Source organism: Marinomonas profundimaris (assembly GCF_000508165.1).
Taxonomy (GTDB): Bacteria; Pseudomonadota; Gammaproteobacteria; order Pseudomonadales; family Marinomonadaceae; genus Marinomonas; species Marinomonas profundimaris.
Map to the genome: position 1 here is coordinate 202,131 of NZ_AYOZ01000056.1, position 17,304 is coordinate 219,434.

At 44.4% G+C, this 17,304-nt stretch carries 18 protein-coding genes; 11 read left to right on the forward strand and 7 right to left on the reverse strand.

All coding sequences use genetic code 11. The annotated features are described in order from the left end of the window. Positions 1-2 precede the first annotated feature (2 nt). On the reverse strand, positions 3-542 hold the full coding sequence (moaB, locus tag D104_RS34205) for a molybdenum cofactor biosynthesis protein B (RefSeq protein ID WP_024025186.1): 540 nt from the start codon (positions 540-542) through the stop codon (positions 3-5). An 11-nt stretch (positions 543-553) separates the two neighbouring features. Next, positions 554-1,579: a GTP 3',8-cyclase MoaA gene (gene moaA / locus D104_RS34210; RefSeq protein ID WP_024025187.1), complete on the reverse strand. Its 1,026-nt coding sequence runs from the start codon at positions 1,577-1,579 to the stop codon at positions 554-556. Between the two features lie 149 nt (positions 1,580-1,728). Between moaA and D104_RS34215 the strand changes: the two genes are divergently transcribed. Next, positions 1,729-2,589: an acyl-CoA thioesterase gene (locus D104_RS34215; RefSeq protein WP_024025188.1), complete on the forward strand. Its 861-nt coding sequence runs from the start codon at positions 1,729-1,731 to the stop codon at positions 2,587-2,589. An 8-nt stretch (positions 2,590-2,597) separates the two neighbouring features. On the opposite strand, the gene queG is transcribed toward D104_RS34215, so the two are convergent. Together queG and D104_RS34225 are read right to left on the reverse strand one after the other, a co-directional pair. Then, positions 2,598-3,677, reverse strand: a complete 1,080-nt coding sequence (gene queG, locus D104_RS34220; RefSeq protein ID WP_024025189.1) for a tRNA epoxyqueuosine(34) reductase QueG — start codon at positions 3,675-3,677, stop codon at positions 2,598-2,600. Positions 3,678-3,737: 60 nt separating this feature from the next. Beyond that, positions 3,738-3,998: a hypothetical protein gene (locus D104_RS34225; RefSeq protein WP_024025190.1), complete on the reverse strand. Its 261-nt coding sequence runs from the start codon at positions 3,996-3,998 to the stop codon at positions 3,738-3,740. 430 nt (positions 3,999-4,428) lie between these two features. Here D104_RS34225 and D104_RS34230 point away from each other — a divergent pair, with 430 nt between their 5' ends. From D104_RS34230 to D104_RS34240, 3 genes are all read left to right on the forward strand, one after another. Then, entirely contained in the window at positions 4,429-6,141 is a 1,713-nt protein-coding gene (locus D104_RS34230; RefSeq protein ID WP_024025191.1) for an acetolactate synthase 3 large subunit, read from the forward strand. Position 6,142: 1 nt separating this feature from the next. Further along, complete coding sequence (ilvN, locus tag D104_RS34235) at positions 6,143-6,634, forward strand: acetolactate synthase small subunit (RefSeq protein ID WP_024025192.1); 492 nt, start codon at positions 6,143-6,145, stop codon at positions 6,632-6,634. 75 nt (positions 6,635-6,709) lie between these two features. Further along, complete coding sequence (locus tag D104_RS34240; RefSeq protein WP_024025193.1) at positions 6,710-7,171, forward strand: Lrp/AsnC family transcriptional regulator; 462 nt, start codon at positions 6,710-6,712, stop codon at positions 7,169-7,171. Positions 7,172-7,174: 3 nt separating this feature from the next. Here D104_RS34240 and D104_RS34245 read toward each other — a convergent pair whose 3' ends face one another. Continuing rightward, positions 7,175-8,047 (reverse strand): DMT family transporter, encoded by an 873-nt coding sequence (locus D104_RS34245; protein WP_024025194.1) that lies wholly within the window; start codon positions 8,045-8,047, stop codon positions 7,175-7,177. 301 nt (positions 8,048-8,348) lie between these two features. On the opposite strand from D104_RS34245, the gene D104_RS34250 reads away from it, so the two are divergent. After that, on the forward strand, positions 8,349-8,984 hold the full coding sequence (locus tag D104_RS34250; protein WP_024025195.1) for a LysE family translocator: 636 nt from the start codon (positions 8,349-8,351) through the stop codon (positions 8,982-8,984). Between the two features lie 78 nt (positions 8,985-9,062). Here D104_RS34250 and luxS read toward each other — a convergent pair whose 3' ends face one another. Together luxS and yjeH are read right to left on the reverse strand one after the other, a co-directional pair. After that, on the reverse strand, positions 9,063-9,575 hold the full coding sequence (luxS, locus tag D104_RS34255; RefSeq protein ID WP_024025196.1) for an S-ribosylhomocysteine lyase: 513 nt from the start codon (positions 9,573-9,575) through the stop codon (positions 9,063-9,065). A 66-nt stretch (positions 9,576-9,641) separates the two neighbouring features. After that, entirely contained in the window at positions 9,642-10,919 is a 1,278-nt protein-coding gene (gene yjeH / locus D104_RS34260; RefSeq protein WP_024025197.1) for an L-methionine/branched-chain amino acid transporter, read from the reverse strand. Positions 10,920-11,066: 147 nt separating this feature from the next. Between yjeH and D104_RS34265 the strand changes: the two genes are divergently transcribed. The 6 genes from D104_RS34265 to D104_RS34290 all read left to right on the forward strand — a co-directional run bounded on the left by D104_RS34265 (position 11,067) and on the right by D104_RS34290 (position 17,193). After that, positions 11,067-11,495, forward strand: a complete 429-nt coding sequence (locus D104_RS34265) for an Lrp/AsnC family transcriptional regulator (protein ID WP_024025198.1) — start codon at positions 11,067-11,069, stop codon at positions 11,493-11,495. A 209-nt stretch (positions 11,496-11,704) separates the two neighbouring features. Beyond that, positions 11,705-13,321, forward strand: coding sequence for a chloride channel protein (locus D104_RS34270; protein ID WP_235075958.1), 1,617 nt, complete (start codon positions 11,705-11,707; stop codon positions 13,319-13,321). 70 nt (positions 13,322-13,391) lie between these two features. Beyond that, positions 13,392-14,675: a glutamate-1-semialdehyde 2,1-aminomutase gene (gene hemL / locus D104_RS34275; RefSeq protein WP_024025200.1), complete on the forward strand. Its 1,284-nt coding sequence runs from the start codon at positions 13,392-13,394 to the stop codon at positions 14,673-14,675. 30 nt (positions 14,676-14,705) lie between these two features. Continuing rightward, positions 14,706-15,476: a CDP-diacylglycerol--serine O-phosphatidyltransferase gene (gene pssA, locus D104_RS34280; RefSeq protein ID WP_024025201.1), complete on the forward strand. Its 771-nt coding sequence runs from the start codon at positions 14,706-14,708 to the stop codon at positions 15,474-15,476. A 96-nt stretch (positions 15,477-15,572) separates the two neighbouring features. Then, complete coding sequence (msrP, locus tag D104_RS34285) at positions 15,573-16,565, forward strand: protein-methionine-sulfoxide reductase catalytic subunit MsrP (RefSeq protein WP_024025202.1); 993 nt, start codon at positions 15,573-15,575, stop codon at positions 16,563-16,565. A gap of 1 nt (position 16,566) precedes the next feature. Next, positions 16,567-17,193: a protein-methionine-sulfoxide reductase heme-binding subunit MsrQ gene (locus D104_RS34290; protein WP_024025203.1), complete on the forward strand. Its 627-nt coding sequence runs from the start codon at positions 16,567-16,569 to the stop codon at positions 17,191-17,193. The last annotated feature ends 111 nt before the right edge of the window (positions 17,194-17,304 follow it).

Consider the following 17,304-nt stretch of genomic DNA (forward strand, 5'->3'; position numbering starts at 1 on the left):
GCTTATCCCTCGTGTTGAGTCGGTGCAAGTGGCCCGATTAACATACTGACGAAATTACAGGGTCTATGGGATGCGTTAAGTTGCTCTTCTAAAATACCGTTCCATGCGGTTTTGCAAGCGCCAGTTGAACCCGGTAAGCAAAAGATCAGTGTTTGGTTGGCTAATCCTGCCATCGCGCGGGACTGGATAGTGGACGTGCCTATTTCGTCGTACGATATTTGTCGGAATAACTCACCAAAACCTTCGATGGTCTTATCGAATAATGGTGTCATTGCTTCAGGTGTGCTGTCTCGGCTGTAAAATCCCGTACCGCCTGTGATCAGAACCACGTGGGTATTTTCATCTGCGATCCAATTCGATACGACAGCGCGCATTTGGTAAACGTCGTCTTTGATGATTTGACGACCGCTGAGTGTGTGACCTGCTTTGGTCAGCAAGTCGACTAAAGCGTCGCCAGAAGTGTCTTCTGCAAGTGATCGTGTATCAGAAACCGTTAATACGCTGATTTTTAGTGGTCGAAATGGAGAGGGTGTTTTAGCCATGAGATTCCTTATTAGCCTCCGGTTGCGCTCATAAAGCGTAAAATTTGCGGGGCTTCATCGAGGTTAAAATGATGTTGAAGTGGTTTCAGCGCCAATGCGTCGATAATGGCGCTTTCTAATGTGGTTGCGTCGTGTGACGTATTTCGAATAATGTCTTTTAAATCTTTGGAATGATCATTGCCTAAACATAAAAGTAAACGACCTTCTACCGTGAGTCTGACTCGGTTGCAGGTATCGCAAAAATTATGACTGTGCGGTGAAATAACGCCGATCTTATGATCATGGCCTGCTACCTGATAATAGCTTGTTGGTCCGCTGGTGGTCATGCTGCTGGGGGTGAGGTCATAATGTTGGCTGAGCGTTTCAATGACATCATCACTCGACAAGTACGTCGCTGCGCGATTGTGATCAGTAATAATTCCCAGAGGCATTTCTTCGATAAAACTGATGTCCATTTTGCGATCTAGGGCAAATTGAGCAAGGTCATATAACTCATCATCATTGTGGTTCTTAAGCATCACGCTGTTAATTTTGAGTCGTTTAAAAGGAAGCTGGCTGGCCGCTTCTATTCCGTTAATGACTTGCTGGAATTTATCTCGACGTGTCAGTGCGTAAAATCGATCCGCTTTTAAGGTGTCGAGACTAATGTTGATTCGAGATACGCCGGCGTTGAGTAAGTCTTGCGCCATTTTGTAGAGTTGTGAACCATTGGTGGTAATGGTGAGTTCTTCTAAACCGTCGGTGTTGGCGATCTGTTCAATCGCCCAGAGTATGTTTTTGCGTACTAAAGGTTCACCACCGGTGATGCGAATGCGTTTTGTGCCCATGGAAATAAACGTTTTTGCCACATGAACAATTTCTTCCAGAGACAAAATCTCTTCTCTAGACAAAAACGAGACGTCTTCATCCATGCAATAGGTGCAGCGAAAATCGCATCGATCAGTGACTGATATGCGTAAGTAATCTATTTTTCGACCATATGGATCGATTAAAGCGCTCGTAGCCAAGAAAAAATACCCCACAAGATAGGTGTCCATAAAAGCAAAAAAACGCCTATTAAGCAAAGTGCTACAAAGATTTAAGTAATATTTTGGCGTTATTTTAAGTATAAATAGATTTCCTATTAAAGGCGGCGTGTAAAAAACGGCATAATAAGAAGATCTACTGGTATGAAAGGAGCGTTGTGGTGAATCACGTGGTTAACCATCTAATCGATTTGCTTAAGTTGGAGCGAATCTCAGATACTCAGTTTATTGGACGCAGTCAGGACATTGGTTTTCCAAAGTTATTTGGTGGCCAAGTTATTGGGCAGGGCTTGAGTGCGGCGACACAAACCGTCGAAGGGCGCTTTCCGCATTCTCTTCATTGTTATTTTTTGCGTCCTGGGGATTCATCTCACCCGATTGAATATGACGTCGAAGTGGTTCGAGACGGCGGAAGTTTTAGTGTTCGGCGTGTGATTGCTTCTCAATTTGGAAAAAGCATTTTAGCGATGACGGTGTCTTTTCATATAGAAGAGCCAGGGTTGGATCATCAAGATGCGATGCCGAATGTACCGGGGCCAGAATCGTTCAAATCTGAATTATCGCTTTTCAGAGCGCATTCAGACGAAATACCCGAAAAAGTGAGAGGTTTGTTTACGGCGGATCGACCGATTGAATATCGGATTGTGGAAAATCAGAACCCATTTCGACCGCGCCCAGGCATCGCCAAGCGACATATGTGGATCCGCAGTGTGTCGCCTTTGCCAGATGATGAATTGGTTCATCAGTCCATGTTGGCTTACACAACGGATTACGGCTTTATTGAAACCGCCTTGATGCCTCACGGGTTGTCTATTGGCAATCCGTATTTGACTATTGCCAGCCTGGATCATGCGATTTGGTTCCATCGTCCGTTTCGTTTGGATGAGTGGTTGCTTTACGTAGCAGATTCTCCGTCAGCCAGCTCGGCAAGAGGGTTTGTGCGTGGGCAAATTTTCAATCAAAAAGGCGAGTTGGTGGCATCGACTGCTCAGGAAGGTTTGTTACGCTATTCGGGGTCTTAGCGTTAATCTTAACGTGGGATCTTGTGCTGCGCTAATGCCCAAATAACGTGCTCTTTCACCAAGTCTGATGAATGCGTTAGCGCATTTTCGAGTGCGTAGGTTGTGGCGTGATCGGTTGGGGCGTTACCCAATGCAACGGCAATGTTTCGGCGCCAGTTCTCGTAGCCTGTGCGTCGAATCGGAGAGCCTTCGGTATTCTTTAAAAAGGTTTCTTCATCCCATTCAAATAATTCAACCAGATCCGCCGAGTCAAGATTATGACGAGGTTGGAAGTCTTCTTCTTCGGTGTATTTTGCGAATTTTGTCCAAGGGCAAACCAATTGACAGTCGTCACAACCAAAAATACGATTGCCCATTTTACGGCGCAGTTCAACGGGAATTGGGCCTTTATGCTCAATGGTCAAATAGGAAATGCATTTTCCCGCGTCCAAAACCCAAGGTTCGACAAATGCATCGGTTGGACACTGTGTTAGGCAGGCCGTGCAGCTGCCGCAATGTCTGGTCTGGGTGGGTTCATCGACGGGAAGGGGTAAGTTTGTGAATATCTCACCGAGCAAAAACCAACTGCCCGCTTTGGGTGTGAGTAATAAGGTGTTTTTACCAATCCAGCCCATGCCTGCTTGTTCGGCAATTTGGCGTTCTAGTATGGGTGCACTGTCGACAAAGGCGCGATAACCATGGTCGCCGACACGTTGTTCAATTTTTTTGGCTAATTGGGTCAGGCGTTTACGAATCAATTTATGGTAATCACGCCCTAGCGCATAACGAGCAATATAGGCTTTATTTTTGGTTTTTAGTCGGTCTACTGTTTCTACTGACTGCGGTAAATAATGCATTCGAAGGGAAATAACACGACGAGTGCCGGGGTGTAATTGCTCTGGATAAAAGCGCATGTCGCCGTGGTTAGCAAGATAATCCATGCCAGCATGATATTGATTATTTAGCCACTGGTTAAATTCATCTTTGTATTGCGCAAGGTCGGGTTCAACAATTCGAGCCTCAGCGAAGCCGAACTCGATTGCCCATGACTTTATGTCATCAGCAAGTTGGTTTAGCTCGTCTGGACTGGATAAAAACGAAGGAAGCAAATGAGTACCGATATGTCTGATGCTAGGCCGGTGTGGTCAGCCTAGCGGAAACCGCGAAAACTAATAGAGAAGAGAATCACCTTTAACCACATCCATCAATAATTTGATGAACATGCGGTCTGCTTCTGTATGGTCTTCTTGTATTTTCAATGTCGTTTGATTTGACACTTCTTCTGCAATACGTTGGTAAGCATTGGGTTCATTGATGTTTTCTTTCGCGATACGGACTAATTCTCCCGCGAGCTCTGGGTCCATTAGCATTTTACGGAAGCAGCGTAAAAATTCATCAATAACACGTTGTTTGTTGAGCTCATTGGCCATGGTAAAACTCCTAATCAAATTATGCCGCTATAACATCATGAAGCGTGGGTTAGAGCAAGTTTTTATGCGTGTGTTGCCTGCTTTGTGTTGACAAAAGTAGGGCGCGCAGACAGAATGAAATTCTATATAATTCGACGACACCCTGTCGAAGACGCCTTACTATGAGCTACCAGCTCATCTCGATCAGATGTATTCTGATAAGCACAAGTGTATCGTAACGCAATATCGTTGCCTTATGCTTTCCTCGCGAAAAGACGCGGGCAGTGTAAAAACTGCGATTTCTTGCGTTTGAGAGTTCCTTACTTATAAAAGTTACCTCAGTTAGTTTTGCAAACTTCGTTCTATCAACTTTAATCTGCTTGTCTTATGCGGTTACAATAGTCGCACTTAAAAATTTTAAAGACAGATGAATACTATAGAGGGTAACAAGGTGGAGTTATTATCCGGTGGTGAAATGATCGCCCGCTTCCTCAAAGATGAGGGAGTTGAGTATATATATGGTTACCCAGGTGGTGCCGCACTTCATATATACGATGCGCTGCATCGTCAGTCTGATGTAAAGCATATTTTGGTTAGGCATGAACAAGCGGCAACGCACATGGCGGATGGCTATGCGCGTGCGACAGGTAAAGCAGGTACGGTTCTTGTTACCTCTGGTCCTGGTGCGACAAATACTGTAACGGGTATTGCGACGGCGTACATGGATTCTATTCCTATGGTCATCATTTGTGGCCAGGTTATGAGTTACCTAATCGGTGAAGATGCCTTCCAAGAAACCGATATGATTGGTGTTTCCCGTCCGATTGTGAAGCACAGCTTTACCGTTAAACATCCTTCTGAAATTCCTATGATCATGAAAAAAGCGTATCACATTGCCAGTACGGGTCGTCCCGGTCCGGTTGTGATTGATGTGCCAAAAGACATGACCATGCCGAGTGATAAATACGAATACAAATACCCAGAATCGGTTTCGATCCGCTCATACACGCCACCAACAAAAGGGCACAGCGGTCAAATCAAGAAAGCGGTTGAGCTCTTGTTAGCGGCTAAACGTCCAATTATTTATGCTGGCGGCGGCGTCATCATGGGTGGTGCGTCTGAGTTGTTGGTGAATTTGGCAAAATCGCTAAATGTTCCTGTCACCAATACCTTGATGGGCTTGGGCGGATACCCTGGCACAGACAAGCAGTTTGTTGGTATGTTGGGCATGCACGGCGCATACGAAGCGAACATGACCATGCATCACAGTGATGTGATTCTTGCGGTTGGTGCTCGCTTTGATGACCGTGTGACAAATGACCCTGACAAATTCTGCCCTGGTGCAAAAATCATTCACATTGATATTGACCCTGCGGCTATCTCTAAAACCATTCGTTCAGATGTGCCAATTGTGGGTCCAGTTAGTCAGGTTTTAGAAGAAATGCTGTCTTTGGTTGAAGGCCAAAGTTCCAACACGGAAGCTCTTGTTGGCTGGTGGAAGCAAATCAATGAATGGCGTTTGGTTCATGGTGGTCGTTATGATACGAGCAGCGATAAAATCAAACCTCAGGCTGCGATTCAAGCCTGCTGGCGAGCGACTAAAGGCGATGCCTTTGTTGCCTCTGATGTGGGTCAGCACCAAATGTTTGCCGCGCAATATTACAAGTTTGATAAGCCAAACCGTTGGGTAAACTCGGGCGGTCTCGGCACAATGGGCTTTGGTCTTCCTGCTGCAATGGGCGTGAAGATGAACTTCCCGAAAGAGACAGTTGTTTGCGTTACCGGTGAAGGCAGTATTCAAATGAATATTCAAGAGCTTTCTACCTGTTTGCAGTATGGTTTACCGGTTAAGATTCTGTGCTTGAACAACGGTTACTTAGGCATGGTTCGCCAATGGCAAGACATGAACTACGAAGGTCGTTATTCAAACTCCTACATGGATTCTTTGCCTGATTTCAAAATACTGATGGACGCGTACCGTCATAAGTATGTTGAGATACGAACCAAAGACGAGCTTGATGCGAAAATGGAAGAAGCGTTTGCAATGACAGATCAACTGGTCTTCATTAATTGCTACGTGGACCCAGAAGAGCACGTTTATCCGATGCAAGTGCCTCGTGGCTCTATGCGCGATATGTTCTTGAGTAAGACGGAGCGGACCTAATATGCGACATATAATTTCTGTATTGATGGAAAATGAGCCCGGTGCTTTGTCGCGTGTGGTTGGTTTGTTTTCTCAACGAAACTTTAACATTGAGTCGTTGAACGTAGCGGCGACAGATGATCCAACACTGTCTCGTTTAACACTGACAACATTTGGCTCGGATCAAGTGGTAGAGCAAATAACCAAACAACTTAATAAGTTGATTGATGTGGTTAAGCTGGTGGATTTAACAGAAGGTCAGCACATCGAACGTGAGTTGATGTTGGTTAAAGTCCGTGCGACAGGCGCACAGCGTGCCGAAGTAAAGCGCACAGTCGATATCTTCCGTGGCAACATTGTGGATATGACGCCTTCTATCTATACCATTCAGATCGTCGGTGAGTCAGATAAGCTAGACGGTTTTATTCAAGCGTTGGGCGGGGCTCATCTCCTTGAAGTTGTTCGTACTGGTGTTTCTGGTATTGCGCGTGGCGAGAAGACATTGTCTTTGTAATCAGGCGATTGAACAATGTAAAAAGCCGCGAATGTTCGCGGCTTTTTTATGCATTAAAGAACGAAAGGTCTTCAGATGGATAAAACGAATTGGAAGCTGCTTAAATTATTGGAAGGCAATGGCCGTTTAACGTATGCCGAGCTGGGGAAGTTGGTTCACTTGTCGGCCCCTGCGGTGGCGGAACGAGTACGAAAACTCGAAGAGTCTGGTGCGATTACGGGCTATGGTGCAAAAATCAACTTAGAAAAGGTCGGGATTCCAATAACCGCATTAGTAGAGTGCCAAGTCTATCGGACAAAAGAGCGAGAATTTAAAACGCTGGTGATGAGTCTGGATGAGGTGATTTCTTGTCATAATGTAACCGGCCCATACGCGTTTGTATTGCGAGTCGCCGTGCGTTCTATGTCTTTATTGGATGTGCTGTTAGAGCGCCTTATCGACTTAAGTGACACCAATACCATGATGGTGCTTTCAACCCCAGTGTCACGAGAAATGCCGGCGAACATTGAAAAAGGGGCTGAATTAGAACTCGATTGAGTGTTATATCGCTGCCGTTGCGATTTTTGGTTTACGCGGCCATTGACTAATAATTATACCGATAAAAATAAAGACACAACCCATTAATTCCCTTTGCGATAGAATTTCGCCCATCAATAACCAACCGCCAATTGCTGCAAATACCGCTTCTGTGGACAAGATAAGTGCAGCTGAACTTGGTGCCACATTTTTTTGCCCAATAGTTTGCAACGTATAAGCAACGGCAGAAGACGCAATGCCTGCATAAACTAAAGGTAGCCAGCTGCTTTCAATTGCTTGCCAAGTTGGTTGCTCAGTCATTAGAGCCATCATCCATGACAACACGGAAACGACAACCAGCTGTACTATAGAGAAACTGATGATAGGGACTTTACGAGAATAATATCCTACAATCAAAACGTGTCCCGCCCAGAAAATTGCGCCAATTAATTCCAGTGCGTCTCCATATTGTATGGATAAGTTCGGTCCGACGGTTAACGTATATAAACCAATTAATGCCAGCAACATTCCTAGCCAAGTATTACGAGAAATGGCGTGTTTTAATAGCAAGCCAATAATAGGAACAAATACCATATACATGGTCGTGATAAATCCCGCATTGGCCGCTGTAGTATAGAGTAAACCGATTTGTTGTAGAGTGGCGCCTGAGAATAAAATCAATCCAGTAATCCCGCCAGCTTTTAATGTCAGGTGTAAATCTGACTTTCTATGTCGATCAAAAAGATAGGCTAAAGGTAGCATCGACAGAGCGGCCAAAGTAAAGCGTGCCGCATTAAAACTGTAAGGCCCTAAACTTTCCATCCCTATGCTTTGGGCGACAAAAGCGAATCCCCAAATAGCGGCGGTGAGCCATAAAAGCAGGTGAGCAATAGACATAATATCTCTCTGGTTAAGATTGGTTTAAGTGGCTATTTTACGGCGTTAACGTGTGTTTCTACAGGTGAAAAAAAAGGTAATTCATCAACTTGGCTTTGGATAAAAAAGTATATTGACAAGATTATCTTGGTAAATCGGCTTAGTACGTTGTTGGTTGTTCACTGTCTTGGGTGCTCTGTATTCAATCAACAGAAAATGCTTAAAAAATAGCCTGACAGGCGAGAGCTTAAATTGTAAAGTGTCGATCCATTTTATAGGTCGTTTGCATTCATTCTGCCTTTGACGTTAGAGACTTATTGTTATGACATTCAGTGTGTGGCTGACTATTGCGCCTTTATTAATGTTGCTTTCTTTAGGGCCAGGCCCAAACAATTTCACCGCCATGCACAATGGTATTCAAGTCGGCGCGACGAAAGCGGTGATAGCTGTTGTGGGGAGGAACCTCGCATTTTGTGTGTTGATGCTGGTGTCTGCGTTGGGTTTGGGGGCGATCATTGTCTCTTCCGTGTTTTGGTTTGGTGTTGTGAAATGGCTTGGTGTCGCTTATTTATTTTATATTGGCATCAAAACATGGCGAAGTGCCGCAGTGGTGCTTGAAGAGCACGAAAGTGAAAAAGGAATAAAAGCAAAGCGTGGGCATATTGCACGAATGCGTCAGGAGTTTTTTGTGGCGATTGGCAATCCTAAAGCGGTGTTGTTGTTTACAGCTATTTTTCCTCAATTATTGGATCTTAGTCAGCCTGTTCCTATGCAGTTTTTTTGGATGGGGGTCACCTTTTGTATGACGGAGTTTATTGCTGCGTATGTTTATGCGATCAGTGGTAAGCAAATTCGACGTTTGATTCGTAGCTCTAAAGGTATGAAAAACTTAAATCGTGGGATGGGTGGTGTGTTCGTCATGGCGAGTGGCGTTTTGGCAACCGCAACACGTTCTTAGAGCGTGTTTTCGATATAAAAAGGGTGGCTTTTAAGCCACCCTTTTTATTATTTATTCAATCTGTGCCAGCAAGCTGTATTAGCTGTGATCTTTTAAGAATTCTTCACTTAGGTACAATTCTTCATTGCTGTTTACTTTTACATCGCGGTCTAGAATCATTTTTGCAATTTCTTGCGCTTCTTCTAGGGAGTGCATTTCGTAAGTGCCACATTGGTATTCGTTTAGCTCAGGAATGTCGTTCTTGGCTTTTACTTTTAGTACGTCTTCCATCGCGGCTTTCCATGATGCAGCAACTTTTTCTTCGGAAGGGGTTCCGATTAAGCTCATGTAAAACCCCGTACGGCAGCCCATAGGAGAAATGTCGATGATTTCAACGCTATCGCCGTTTAGGTGTTCACGCATGAAGCCTGCAAATAAATGCTCCAATGTGTGAATGCCACGCTCGGAAAGAATTTCTTCATTTGGTACGCAAAAGCGTAAATCAAAAACCGTGATGTCATCGCCTTTTGGCGTAGACATGGATTTTGCGATGCGAACGGCTGGCGCGTCCATACGAGTGTGGTCGACACGAAAACTGTCTAATAATGGCATAAAAAACTCTCCTACTTGAGCACAACGTAAATGTCGTTGCTTTATAAAGGGCGATAACAATGGGTGTCATTGTACATGAAATTTTGATTTTTTGATGGGGATTTTTGGCGCTTTCAAGTATTCATAACCGAGAGCTAAGCAGAAAACGATGAGAGCGAAGAACATATTTTTTCCGATGAAGGACACCATGAAGACACAGCTCATCAAGGCCAATATCGCTAAAATTTGAGCGGCACGATTGACCAATTTAAAAGCCGCAATGCAGGTTAATGTGTAAATAACTAAGAAGCTGCCATTTGTCATTTCAATAAACCAGGCCATTCTCCAACCTGATAACTCGGAAAATACGATTGAAAGTAGGGTTATGAACCCTACTAATATGACGGCTTTTTCAGGGGCGCCATTTTTATTTAGATCAATAAAAGTATTTGGTAATGCGCCTTGCTGAGCCATCGATTGCACCATACGAGAAAAGCCTAGTATATAAATCGCCACATTGGCGAACGCGATAATGTACGCGCCCATGGCGAAGAATCGGCTGCTGGTTTCCCCCATTAATTTGTGAACCAAAAGTGCTAAAGATTGGCTGTTGGTGATTTCGTCTCCATAGGTATGATGCCATGCAATAAGAAGCACTAAGCTGAGGTACACCAGTATGACAATCATAATGCCGCCTAATAATGCAATGGGAAAGTCTCTTGTTGGATTCTTGAACTCGGCACCCATGTGGGCCATGACTTCAATGCCAAGAAAACACCAAAATATAACGCCGGTTGCGTACAGGGTTTGTTGCCATTCTGCTGGTGTTGAAGGTGTCTCAATCACTTCTCGACTGTCTTGAATGTTGCCAATAAAGCAAAGCCAAATAATGCTGGCTACCATTACGATAACAATACCTGTTTGGAAGCGAGCGGACATTTGCATGCCAACAATGGAAAAAACGAGCATGCCAACCAGTGTGACTAGGCTAAAAATGAGCATCCATTCGTCTGATGTTTTAAATAGGATGGTTAAGTACGCCGCGGCGACTTTAATGGCAACCGCTGGCCCGACGAATAGAATGCTCAGGAATAGCCACCCAACGGCTTTTTCGTAACGCGGCCCGAATGCTCGTCCAATATAATGAGAAGCCCCACCTGCCGAGGGAAATTTAGCGCCAAGTAGTGCAAAAATAAACGCAATGGGAATAATCATCAGGGCAGTGATTAGCCAGGCGTAAAACGCAAAAGATCCTGCCTGTGACACTGACATTGCAGGCAAAATCATTAATCCTGTACCTACAAACGTTGTGACGGTCATGGCCATGCCTTGCAGAGGTCCGAGGTTTTTTTTGTATTGGGACATTTGTTTGCCTTTATCCAGCAGTTATTTATGATGAGTAAGGATAAAATAGCTGAATTAACAATACGCTATACAAGTTGACCCCATTTTGGCGCACTTTGCCGGAATGGCCGTCAATATGAATGGCAAGACGTAACAGAGGAATGTTGAGTGGCGGATCATTACGACCAAAAAATACTGGCCTTACTAGTAGAAGATGCTCGCCTGTCGGTTTCGGACATCAGTCGGCAGGTTAGTTTGTCTCGTTCCGCGGTGACTGAACGCATTAGGCGGATGGAAGAGAGCCGCACTATCACGGGGTATCATGCTCATACCTCGGTATCAAAAGAAGACGGCGTGACGGCTTATTTGGCGTTAACATTTCGACCGTTATCGTGTGATCTTGTGCAGCCACTTATTGAAGCAATCCCAGAAATAAAGCTTGCGCATTCTATTAGCGGAGACTTGGATTTATTGCTTTTGGTTCAGGCGCATTCGATGGCGCGTCTTAATGCGATTCGTAGTGAAATGGATGGCTGGCCAAACCTCAATAAAATAGTAACGCATATGTGTTTGGCGAATCGTCTAGATCGATGGTAGAACGGATGATTGGTACGCTTGGTCAGTTGATTGCGAATTCGCTCTTTAACTGATTGAATAGTTGAAGTTTTTTCATTTTATGGAAGTGGAGCAGTCATCTGAAAGGGTTAAATTTAAGAAAAAAATGGTCGACTAAGGCCAAATCGTATGATGACTTGCTGATATTGGCCTTACTTGGCGCTCTGTGTGGTTTATTGAGCGGCCTTTTAATGGCGCTCTTTTATGCTGTGATTTATTTGCCAGCGCGATATTTGATTGGAACCGATGTCGATACGTTTGAGTCTTTGCCGGTGGAGTGGCGAGTGGGGCTTTCTATTACAGCTTGCGCATTATTGGCTCTGATCTTTGCTGTATTGCCTCATCGATTGCATAAAGTCGGTGTTCCTTATGTTGTGGAACGCCTTAATTATCATAGTGGGAATTTGCCGATATGGAATGCTGTCGTGCAATTTTTCACCGCTGCGATTGGTTTGGTTGGCGGATTGTCTATTGGTAAAGAAGGTCCGGCGGTTCATCTTGGCGCGACATTGGGTGGCTTTTTGGCTGAAAAAGCGAAGTTGCCTCAATTTGGTGTGGAAACACTGTTGGTGTGCGGTGTGGCTGGGGCGATTTCAGCCATATTTCAAACGCCATTAGCGGGTGTTTTGTTTGCGTTTGAAGTAATTTTTTTAGAATACCGTCAGGGTTATGTGTTGCCAGTGTTGCTGTCTTCTGTGGTAGCAACCTTGGTTAGTCATTACATGATAGGACCTTTAGAGACATTTAATATTGGTGATGTATCGACGGTCGTTTTCTCGCAAGATTTATTTTTTGCCTGTTTTGCGCTGGTGGTGTTCATTGTTTTGTTGTCGGCTCTTTTTTTGCAGACACAAAAAATGCTTTGGCGCTTCAGTGCGGTGTCTGTCTGGCGACGCTTTATATTGGCTGCGGCCGCGACGTCTTTGGCGGCAGTCTATTTACCTGAAGCGTTGGGGAGTGGTTATGGTCCGTTAGCGCATTTATTGTCTGGCGACTTGATCGTATATTCACTCTTGTTACTGATTGTGGTGAAAACGGTGTTAACGTCCTTTACTGTGGGGCTGGGAATTCCAGGAGGAATGATCGGACCTACCTTTATTATTGGTGGGTTAGCCGGTGTTCAGGTCGCCTTGGTATTCGACAACAATTCTGCTGATGTTGCATTGTTTGCTTTACTTGGTATGGCGGCAATGATGGCCGTCTGCTTCCAAGCGCCATTAACAGCGTTGGTGGCAATCATTGAAATGACGCACTCCTCTGAGGCAATTATTCCTGCGTTATTTGTTGTTGTTTTGGCCTGTTTGCTGGCAAGGGGGATTTTTCATCAGGAATCTGTCTTTGTTGAGCGCTTGAGCTACATAGGAATGTCTTCAACCATTAGTCCCTTTAAGCGTTACCTTAGGCACCATACGGTAAAACCGGTTTCTGAAGATGTTTTGATATTGCCATCCTGCGTGCCTGTTGAGCAGGTGAAAGAATTGGCAGCAAGTATGGTAGACTACGTCGCATTTGAAAGTGACGATGAATGGCGTTTGGTTCGTCGAGATGCGGTATTGGATGCTTTGCAGACATTAGAGTTCGGGCCGCAGTTATGGTTTGTTGTGTCGGAAGATAAGGCGTTGATGGATCTGTTGTTGGCAGTAGAGTCGAATATTGTTCCATTGATTGAGGAGCCGTCTTCACTGGAAGTTATGTTGAACTGGTTTCAGCAAACAGGTTCTTTAGAAGTACTAGTGGCTCAATCTGGCGCCTCTTTTAGTCTTGTGTCTCGCCACCGTCTTGATCAGTTTTTATTGAAGAATGACTAGCGGCTGATTGCCTCACCGTTTAGTTATTGTTTTGTATTGTCTACTTTATTAGTGAAAGGATTTGGAAAATATGAGTCGTTCAGAAGACCTATACGCACGTGCCCAACACCGTATTCCTGGGGGCGTTAACTCTCCAGTACGAGCATTTAATGGTGTGGGTGGCACCCCGATCTTTTTTCAGCGTGGGGAAGGTGCTTATGTTTATGATGAAGATAAAACGCGTTACGTTGATTATGTGGGTTCTTGGGGACCGATGATTTTGGGTCACTCGCACCCAGATGTATTGGATGCAGTAAGACAGCAACTTGATTATGGTTTGAGTTTTGGAGCACCTACAGAAGTAGAAATTACTATGGCTGAGAAGGTCTGTGAACTTGTTCCTTCTATGGACATGGTTCGTATGGTGAACTCAGGCACAGAAGCGACAATGAGTGCGATTCGTTTGGCCAGAGGTTATACAGGGCGCGATAAAATCGTCAAATTTGAAGGCTGTTATCACGGTCATTCAGATTCGTTACTCGTGAAGGCGGGTTCTGGCGCGTTGACGCTGGGCGTACCGAATTCTCCTGGTGTGCCAGCTGATTTAGCGAAGCATACAATCACGCTGCAGTATAATGATATCGAGGAGGTTAAGCGTTGCTTCTCTGAAATAGGCGATCAAATCGCCTGTATTATTGTCGAGCCTGTGGCTGGCAATATGAACTGTATTTTACCGATTGAAGGTTTTTTGCAAACCTTACGTCAAGTGTGTGATGAATCTGGTGCGGTTTTGATTTTTGATGAAGTCATGACTGGATTTCGAGTGGCTTTAGGCGGTGCGCAAGCACATTTTGGTATTGTTCCAGATTTAACCACCCTTGGTAAAGTTATTGGTGCCGGTATGCCGGTGGGTGCTTTTGGCGGCAAGCGAGCCATTATGGAATGTATTTCGCCACTAGGGCCAGTTTACCAAGCGGGAACGTTATCCGGCAATCCGGTTGCCATGGTTGCTGGGTTGGCGGTTCTTAATAAAATTAGCGAAGAAGGTTTTCACCAAACTTTAGCCGCAAAAGCTGCTCGTTTAGTTACTGGGTTAAAGCAAGCTGCAGATGACGCCGGAGTGCCTTTCTGTGTGGTTAGTGTTGGAGGTATGTTTGGTTTCTTCTTTACCGAGGCAGATGCAGTGCGAGGTTTTGCAGATGTTCAGCGTTGTAATTTGGCGCACTTCAAGGCATTTTTCCACTATATGCTAGAAGAAGGTGTCTATTTTGCGCCGGCAGCATTTGAGGCAGGTTTTATCTCTCAGGCGCACACGGAAGAAGATATCGACTTCACAATAGCGGCTGCTAAGCGTTCTTTTGCTAAGCTAATATAAATAATTCGTGAGTATAGAAAGGTTTTTAATATGCCTATAGATGATGTGAAAAAATCCCCCATTGATGACATCGACGATGTTGATGTTGGTGATGATAAAAAGCAGCCACACAAAGGTGTGTATTTGCTACCAAACTTGTTTACGACTGCGGCATTATTTTCTGGTTTTTATTCAATTATTGCGGCAATGAATGGGAATTTCACGCAGGCTGCTGTAGCGATTTTTATCGCGATGGTGCTTGATGGTTTAGATGGTCGAGTTGCTCGCCTAACAAGAACCCAAAGTGCGTTTGGTGCGGAGTACGATTCACTCGCTGACATGGTTTCGTTTGGTATTGCGCCTGCCTTGGTTGCTTTTTCTTGGTCTTTAGCGCCACTTGGTAAAGTAGGTTGGATAGCGGCTTTTATTTACGCCGTTGGTGCCGCGCTTCGCCTAGCTCGTTTTAATACGATGCTCGGAGTAGAAGAAAAGCGTTATTTTACAGGGCTTCCTAGTCCGGCCGCGGCGGCAATCGTTGCAGGGGTTATTTGGGCGGCCAATGATAAAGGTATTTCTGGTGATAGTTTGGCAACGCTCATGGCACTGCTTGTTCCTATTGTTGGTTTGTTGATGGTCAGTAATGTCAAATACCGCAGTTTTAAAGATCTAAATATAAAAGGGCGAGTTCCTTTTGTGGTGTTTTTGATCGCGGTGCTTGTTTTGGTGTTCGTGGCGCTAGAGCCTGCGTTGGTATTAATGGGCGTTTTTTGTCTCTTTGGCCTGTGGGGGCCTCTCGCTATTGTCTTTAAACGTCTCCGATAGTGTGGCCTTAGGGTATTTTTTCTAAATAAAAAGCTGCGTTTGAACTAGCTGCGTGAAACCTTGTCAATATATGTACTATTAAGAGGGGACACGCACATGCTTATTCGCATTAAGAAAGCTTCTGACTGCTTAGAATCTCAAGTCACAGATGAATCTGTTTATCTTAACCGTCGTCAATTTATGAAAATGACCGGTGGTGTCGCGTTGGGTGTGGGCGGTATTGGCCATGTCTCCGCCGCCTTGCAGGGCGGTAATCCTTTATCTCCTCCGCCCTCCCTCAAACCATCATTTCAAAATATTATTGAAACACCGTATGGACGAGACGATAAAGTGTCTCCTTATGATGTTGCGACTTCCTATAATAACTTCTATGAATTCGGTTACGGTAAAGGTGATCCTAAAGAACAATCATCTCAACTAAAAACGCAACCATGGACTATTTCAGTTGAAGGTGAGGCGGCCAAAACGGGTGTTTTTGATTTAGATGATATTATTAAAGAGTCAATGTTAGAGGAGCGTATTTATCGTCTTCGATGCGTTGAGGCGTGGTCTATGGTCATTCCTTGGGTTGGTGTGTCTTTGGCGTCAGTTTTGAAGCGCTTTGAACCTACATCAAAAGCAAAGTATGTGTATTTCGAGACATTGTTTGATCCTGAACAAATGCCCGGTCAGAGAAGTGGTAGCTTAGATTGGCCTTATCGTGAAGGGTTGCGAATCGATGAGGCGATGAACCCTCTGGCTATGCTTGCAGTTGGTATGTATGGCAGTGTGTTGCCGAATCAAAATGGCGCGCCTGTCAGGTTGGTACTCCCGTGGAAATACGGTTTCAAAAGCATTAAGTCTATTGTGAAAATACGTTTTGTTGAAACGATGCCTGAAACAACGTGGAGTTTGTTGGCGCCTAATGAATACGGATTTTATGCCAATGTAAACCCAAATGTTGACCATCCTCGTTGGTCTCAAAAACAGGAACGCCGCTTGCCTGGTGGTGTGCTCTTTCCTAATGTTGTCGAAACAAAAATGTTTAATGGCTATGAAAAGGAGGTTGCCTCTTTGTATTCTGGAATGGACTTAAAAAGGTTTTATTGATATGGCCGTATTTTGGGATAGAAGAGAGAAGCCTTATGTCTTGGTTTTGTTTTTTTTGCCTCTAGTTTGGATGGTATCTTCTCTATTGTTGGGGCGGTACTTTCCGGATCCAGGTAAGGCGTTAATGAATCTTAGTGGTATTTGGGCAAGTATTTTTGTTGTCGCTGTCTTGTTACTGAGCCCTGTGGCTCGATTTAAGTCATTTAGAGTGGTGTCACGATATCGGCGATTCGTCGGTTTGAGTGCTTTTTTCTATTCTATACTGCACCTTATTGTTTATTTGGTTCTGTTTGCAGGTTTGAGTCTGTCTTGGATCGTTTCTGATCTAATCGAAAAGCCCTATATTTATGCTGGTGTATTGGCCGTTATTATTTTAAGTGCGCTTGCAATAACCAGTACGAAGCAAATGATGAAGCGAATGGGGAAGAATTGGAAAAGGGTCCATCGACTGGTCTATCTGGCATCGATCTGTGTTGTTGCTCATTTGTGGTGGCAGGTCAAAAGTGATATTACAATAGCGATTTGGTTCTCGATATTGATTGTTTCTTTGTTATTGCTTCGAATGGATCAAATTCCTTTATATAAAAGTATTTTGAAAAAATATAGAGAAAGTGCTTGCGCTAAATAATCCAGACTGTATTATACGCCTCCACTGACACGGAGAACACTTCAGGGTAGCGAAGTTTAAGGTTCTGAAATAGAGGTTGGTAACGCTCTTTAAAATAGATAATCAGATAAT

Coding starts and splice junctions, on each gene's coding strand:
- moaB (WP_024025186.1), bottom strand. CDS start 542: ATGGCTAAAACACCCTCTCCATTTCGACCACTAAAAATCAGCGTATTA.
- moaA (WP_024025187.1), bottom strand. CDS start 1,579: ATGGACACCTATCTTGTGGGGTATTTTTTCTTGGCTACGAGCGCTTTA.
- D104_RS34225 (WP_024025190.1), bottom strand. CDS start 3,998: ATGGCCAATGAGCTCAACAAACAACGTGTTATTGATGAATTTTTACGC.
- ilvN (WP_024025192.1), top strand. CDS start 6,143: ATGCGACATATAATTTCTGTATTGATGGAAAATGAGCCCGGTGCTTTG.
- D104_RS34240 (WP_024025193.1), top strand. CDS start 6,710: ATGGATAAAACGAATTGGAAGCTGCTTAAATTATTGGAAGGCAATGGC.
- D104_RS34245 (WP_024025194.1), bottom strand. CDS start 8,047: ATGTCTATTGCTCACCTGCTTTTATGGCTCACCGCCGCTATTTGGGGA.
- D104_RS34250 (WP_024025195.1), top strand. CDS start 8,349: ATGACATTCAGTGTGTGGCTGACTATTGCGCCTTTATTAATGTTGCTT.
- luxS (WP_024025196.1), bottom strand. CDS start 9,575: ATGCCATTATTAGACAGTTTTCGTGTCGACCACACTCGTATGGACGCG.
- yjeH (WP_024025197.1), bottom strand. CDS start 10,919: ATGTCCCAATACAAAAAAAACCTCGGACCTCTGCAAGGCATGGCCATG.
- D104_RS34270 (WP_235075958.1), top strand. CDS start 11,705: ATGGCGCTCTTTTATGCTGTGATTTATTTGCCAGCGCGATATTTGATT.
- hemL (WP_024025200.1), top strand. CDS start 13,392: ATGAGTCGTTCAGAAGACCTATACGCACGTGCCCAACACCGTATTCCT.
- pssA (WP_024025201.1), top strand. CDS start 14,706: ATGCCTATAGATGATGTGAAAAAATCCCCCATTGATGACATCGACGAT.
- msrP (WP_024025202.1), top strand. CDS start 15,573: ATGCTTATTCGCATTAAGAAAGCTTCTGACTGCTTAGAATCTCAAGTC.
- D104_RS34290 (WP_024025203.1), top strand. CDS start 16,567: ATGGCCGTATTTTGGGATAGAAGAGAGAAGCCTTATGTCTTGGTTTTG.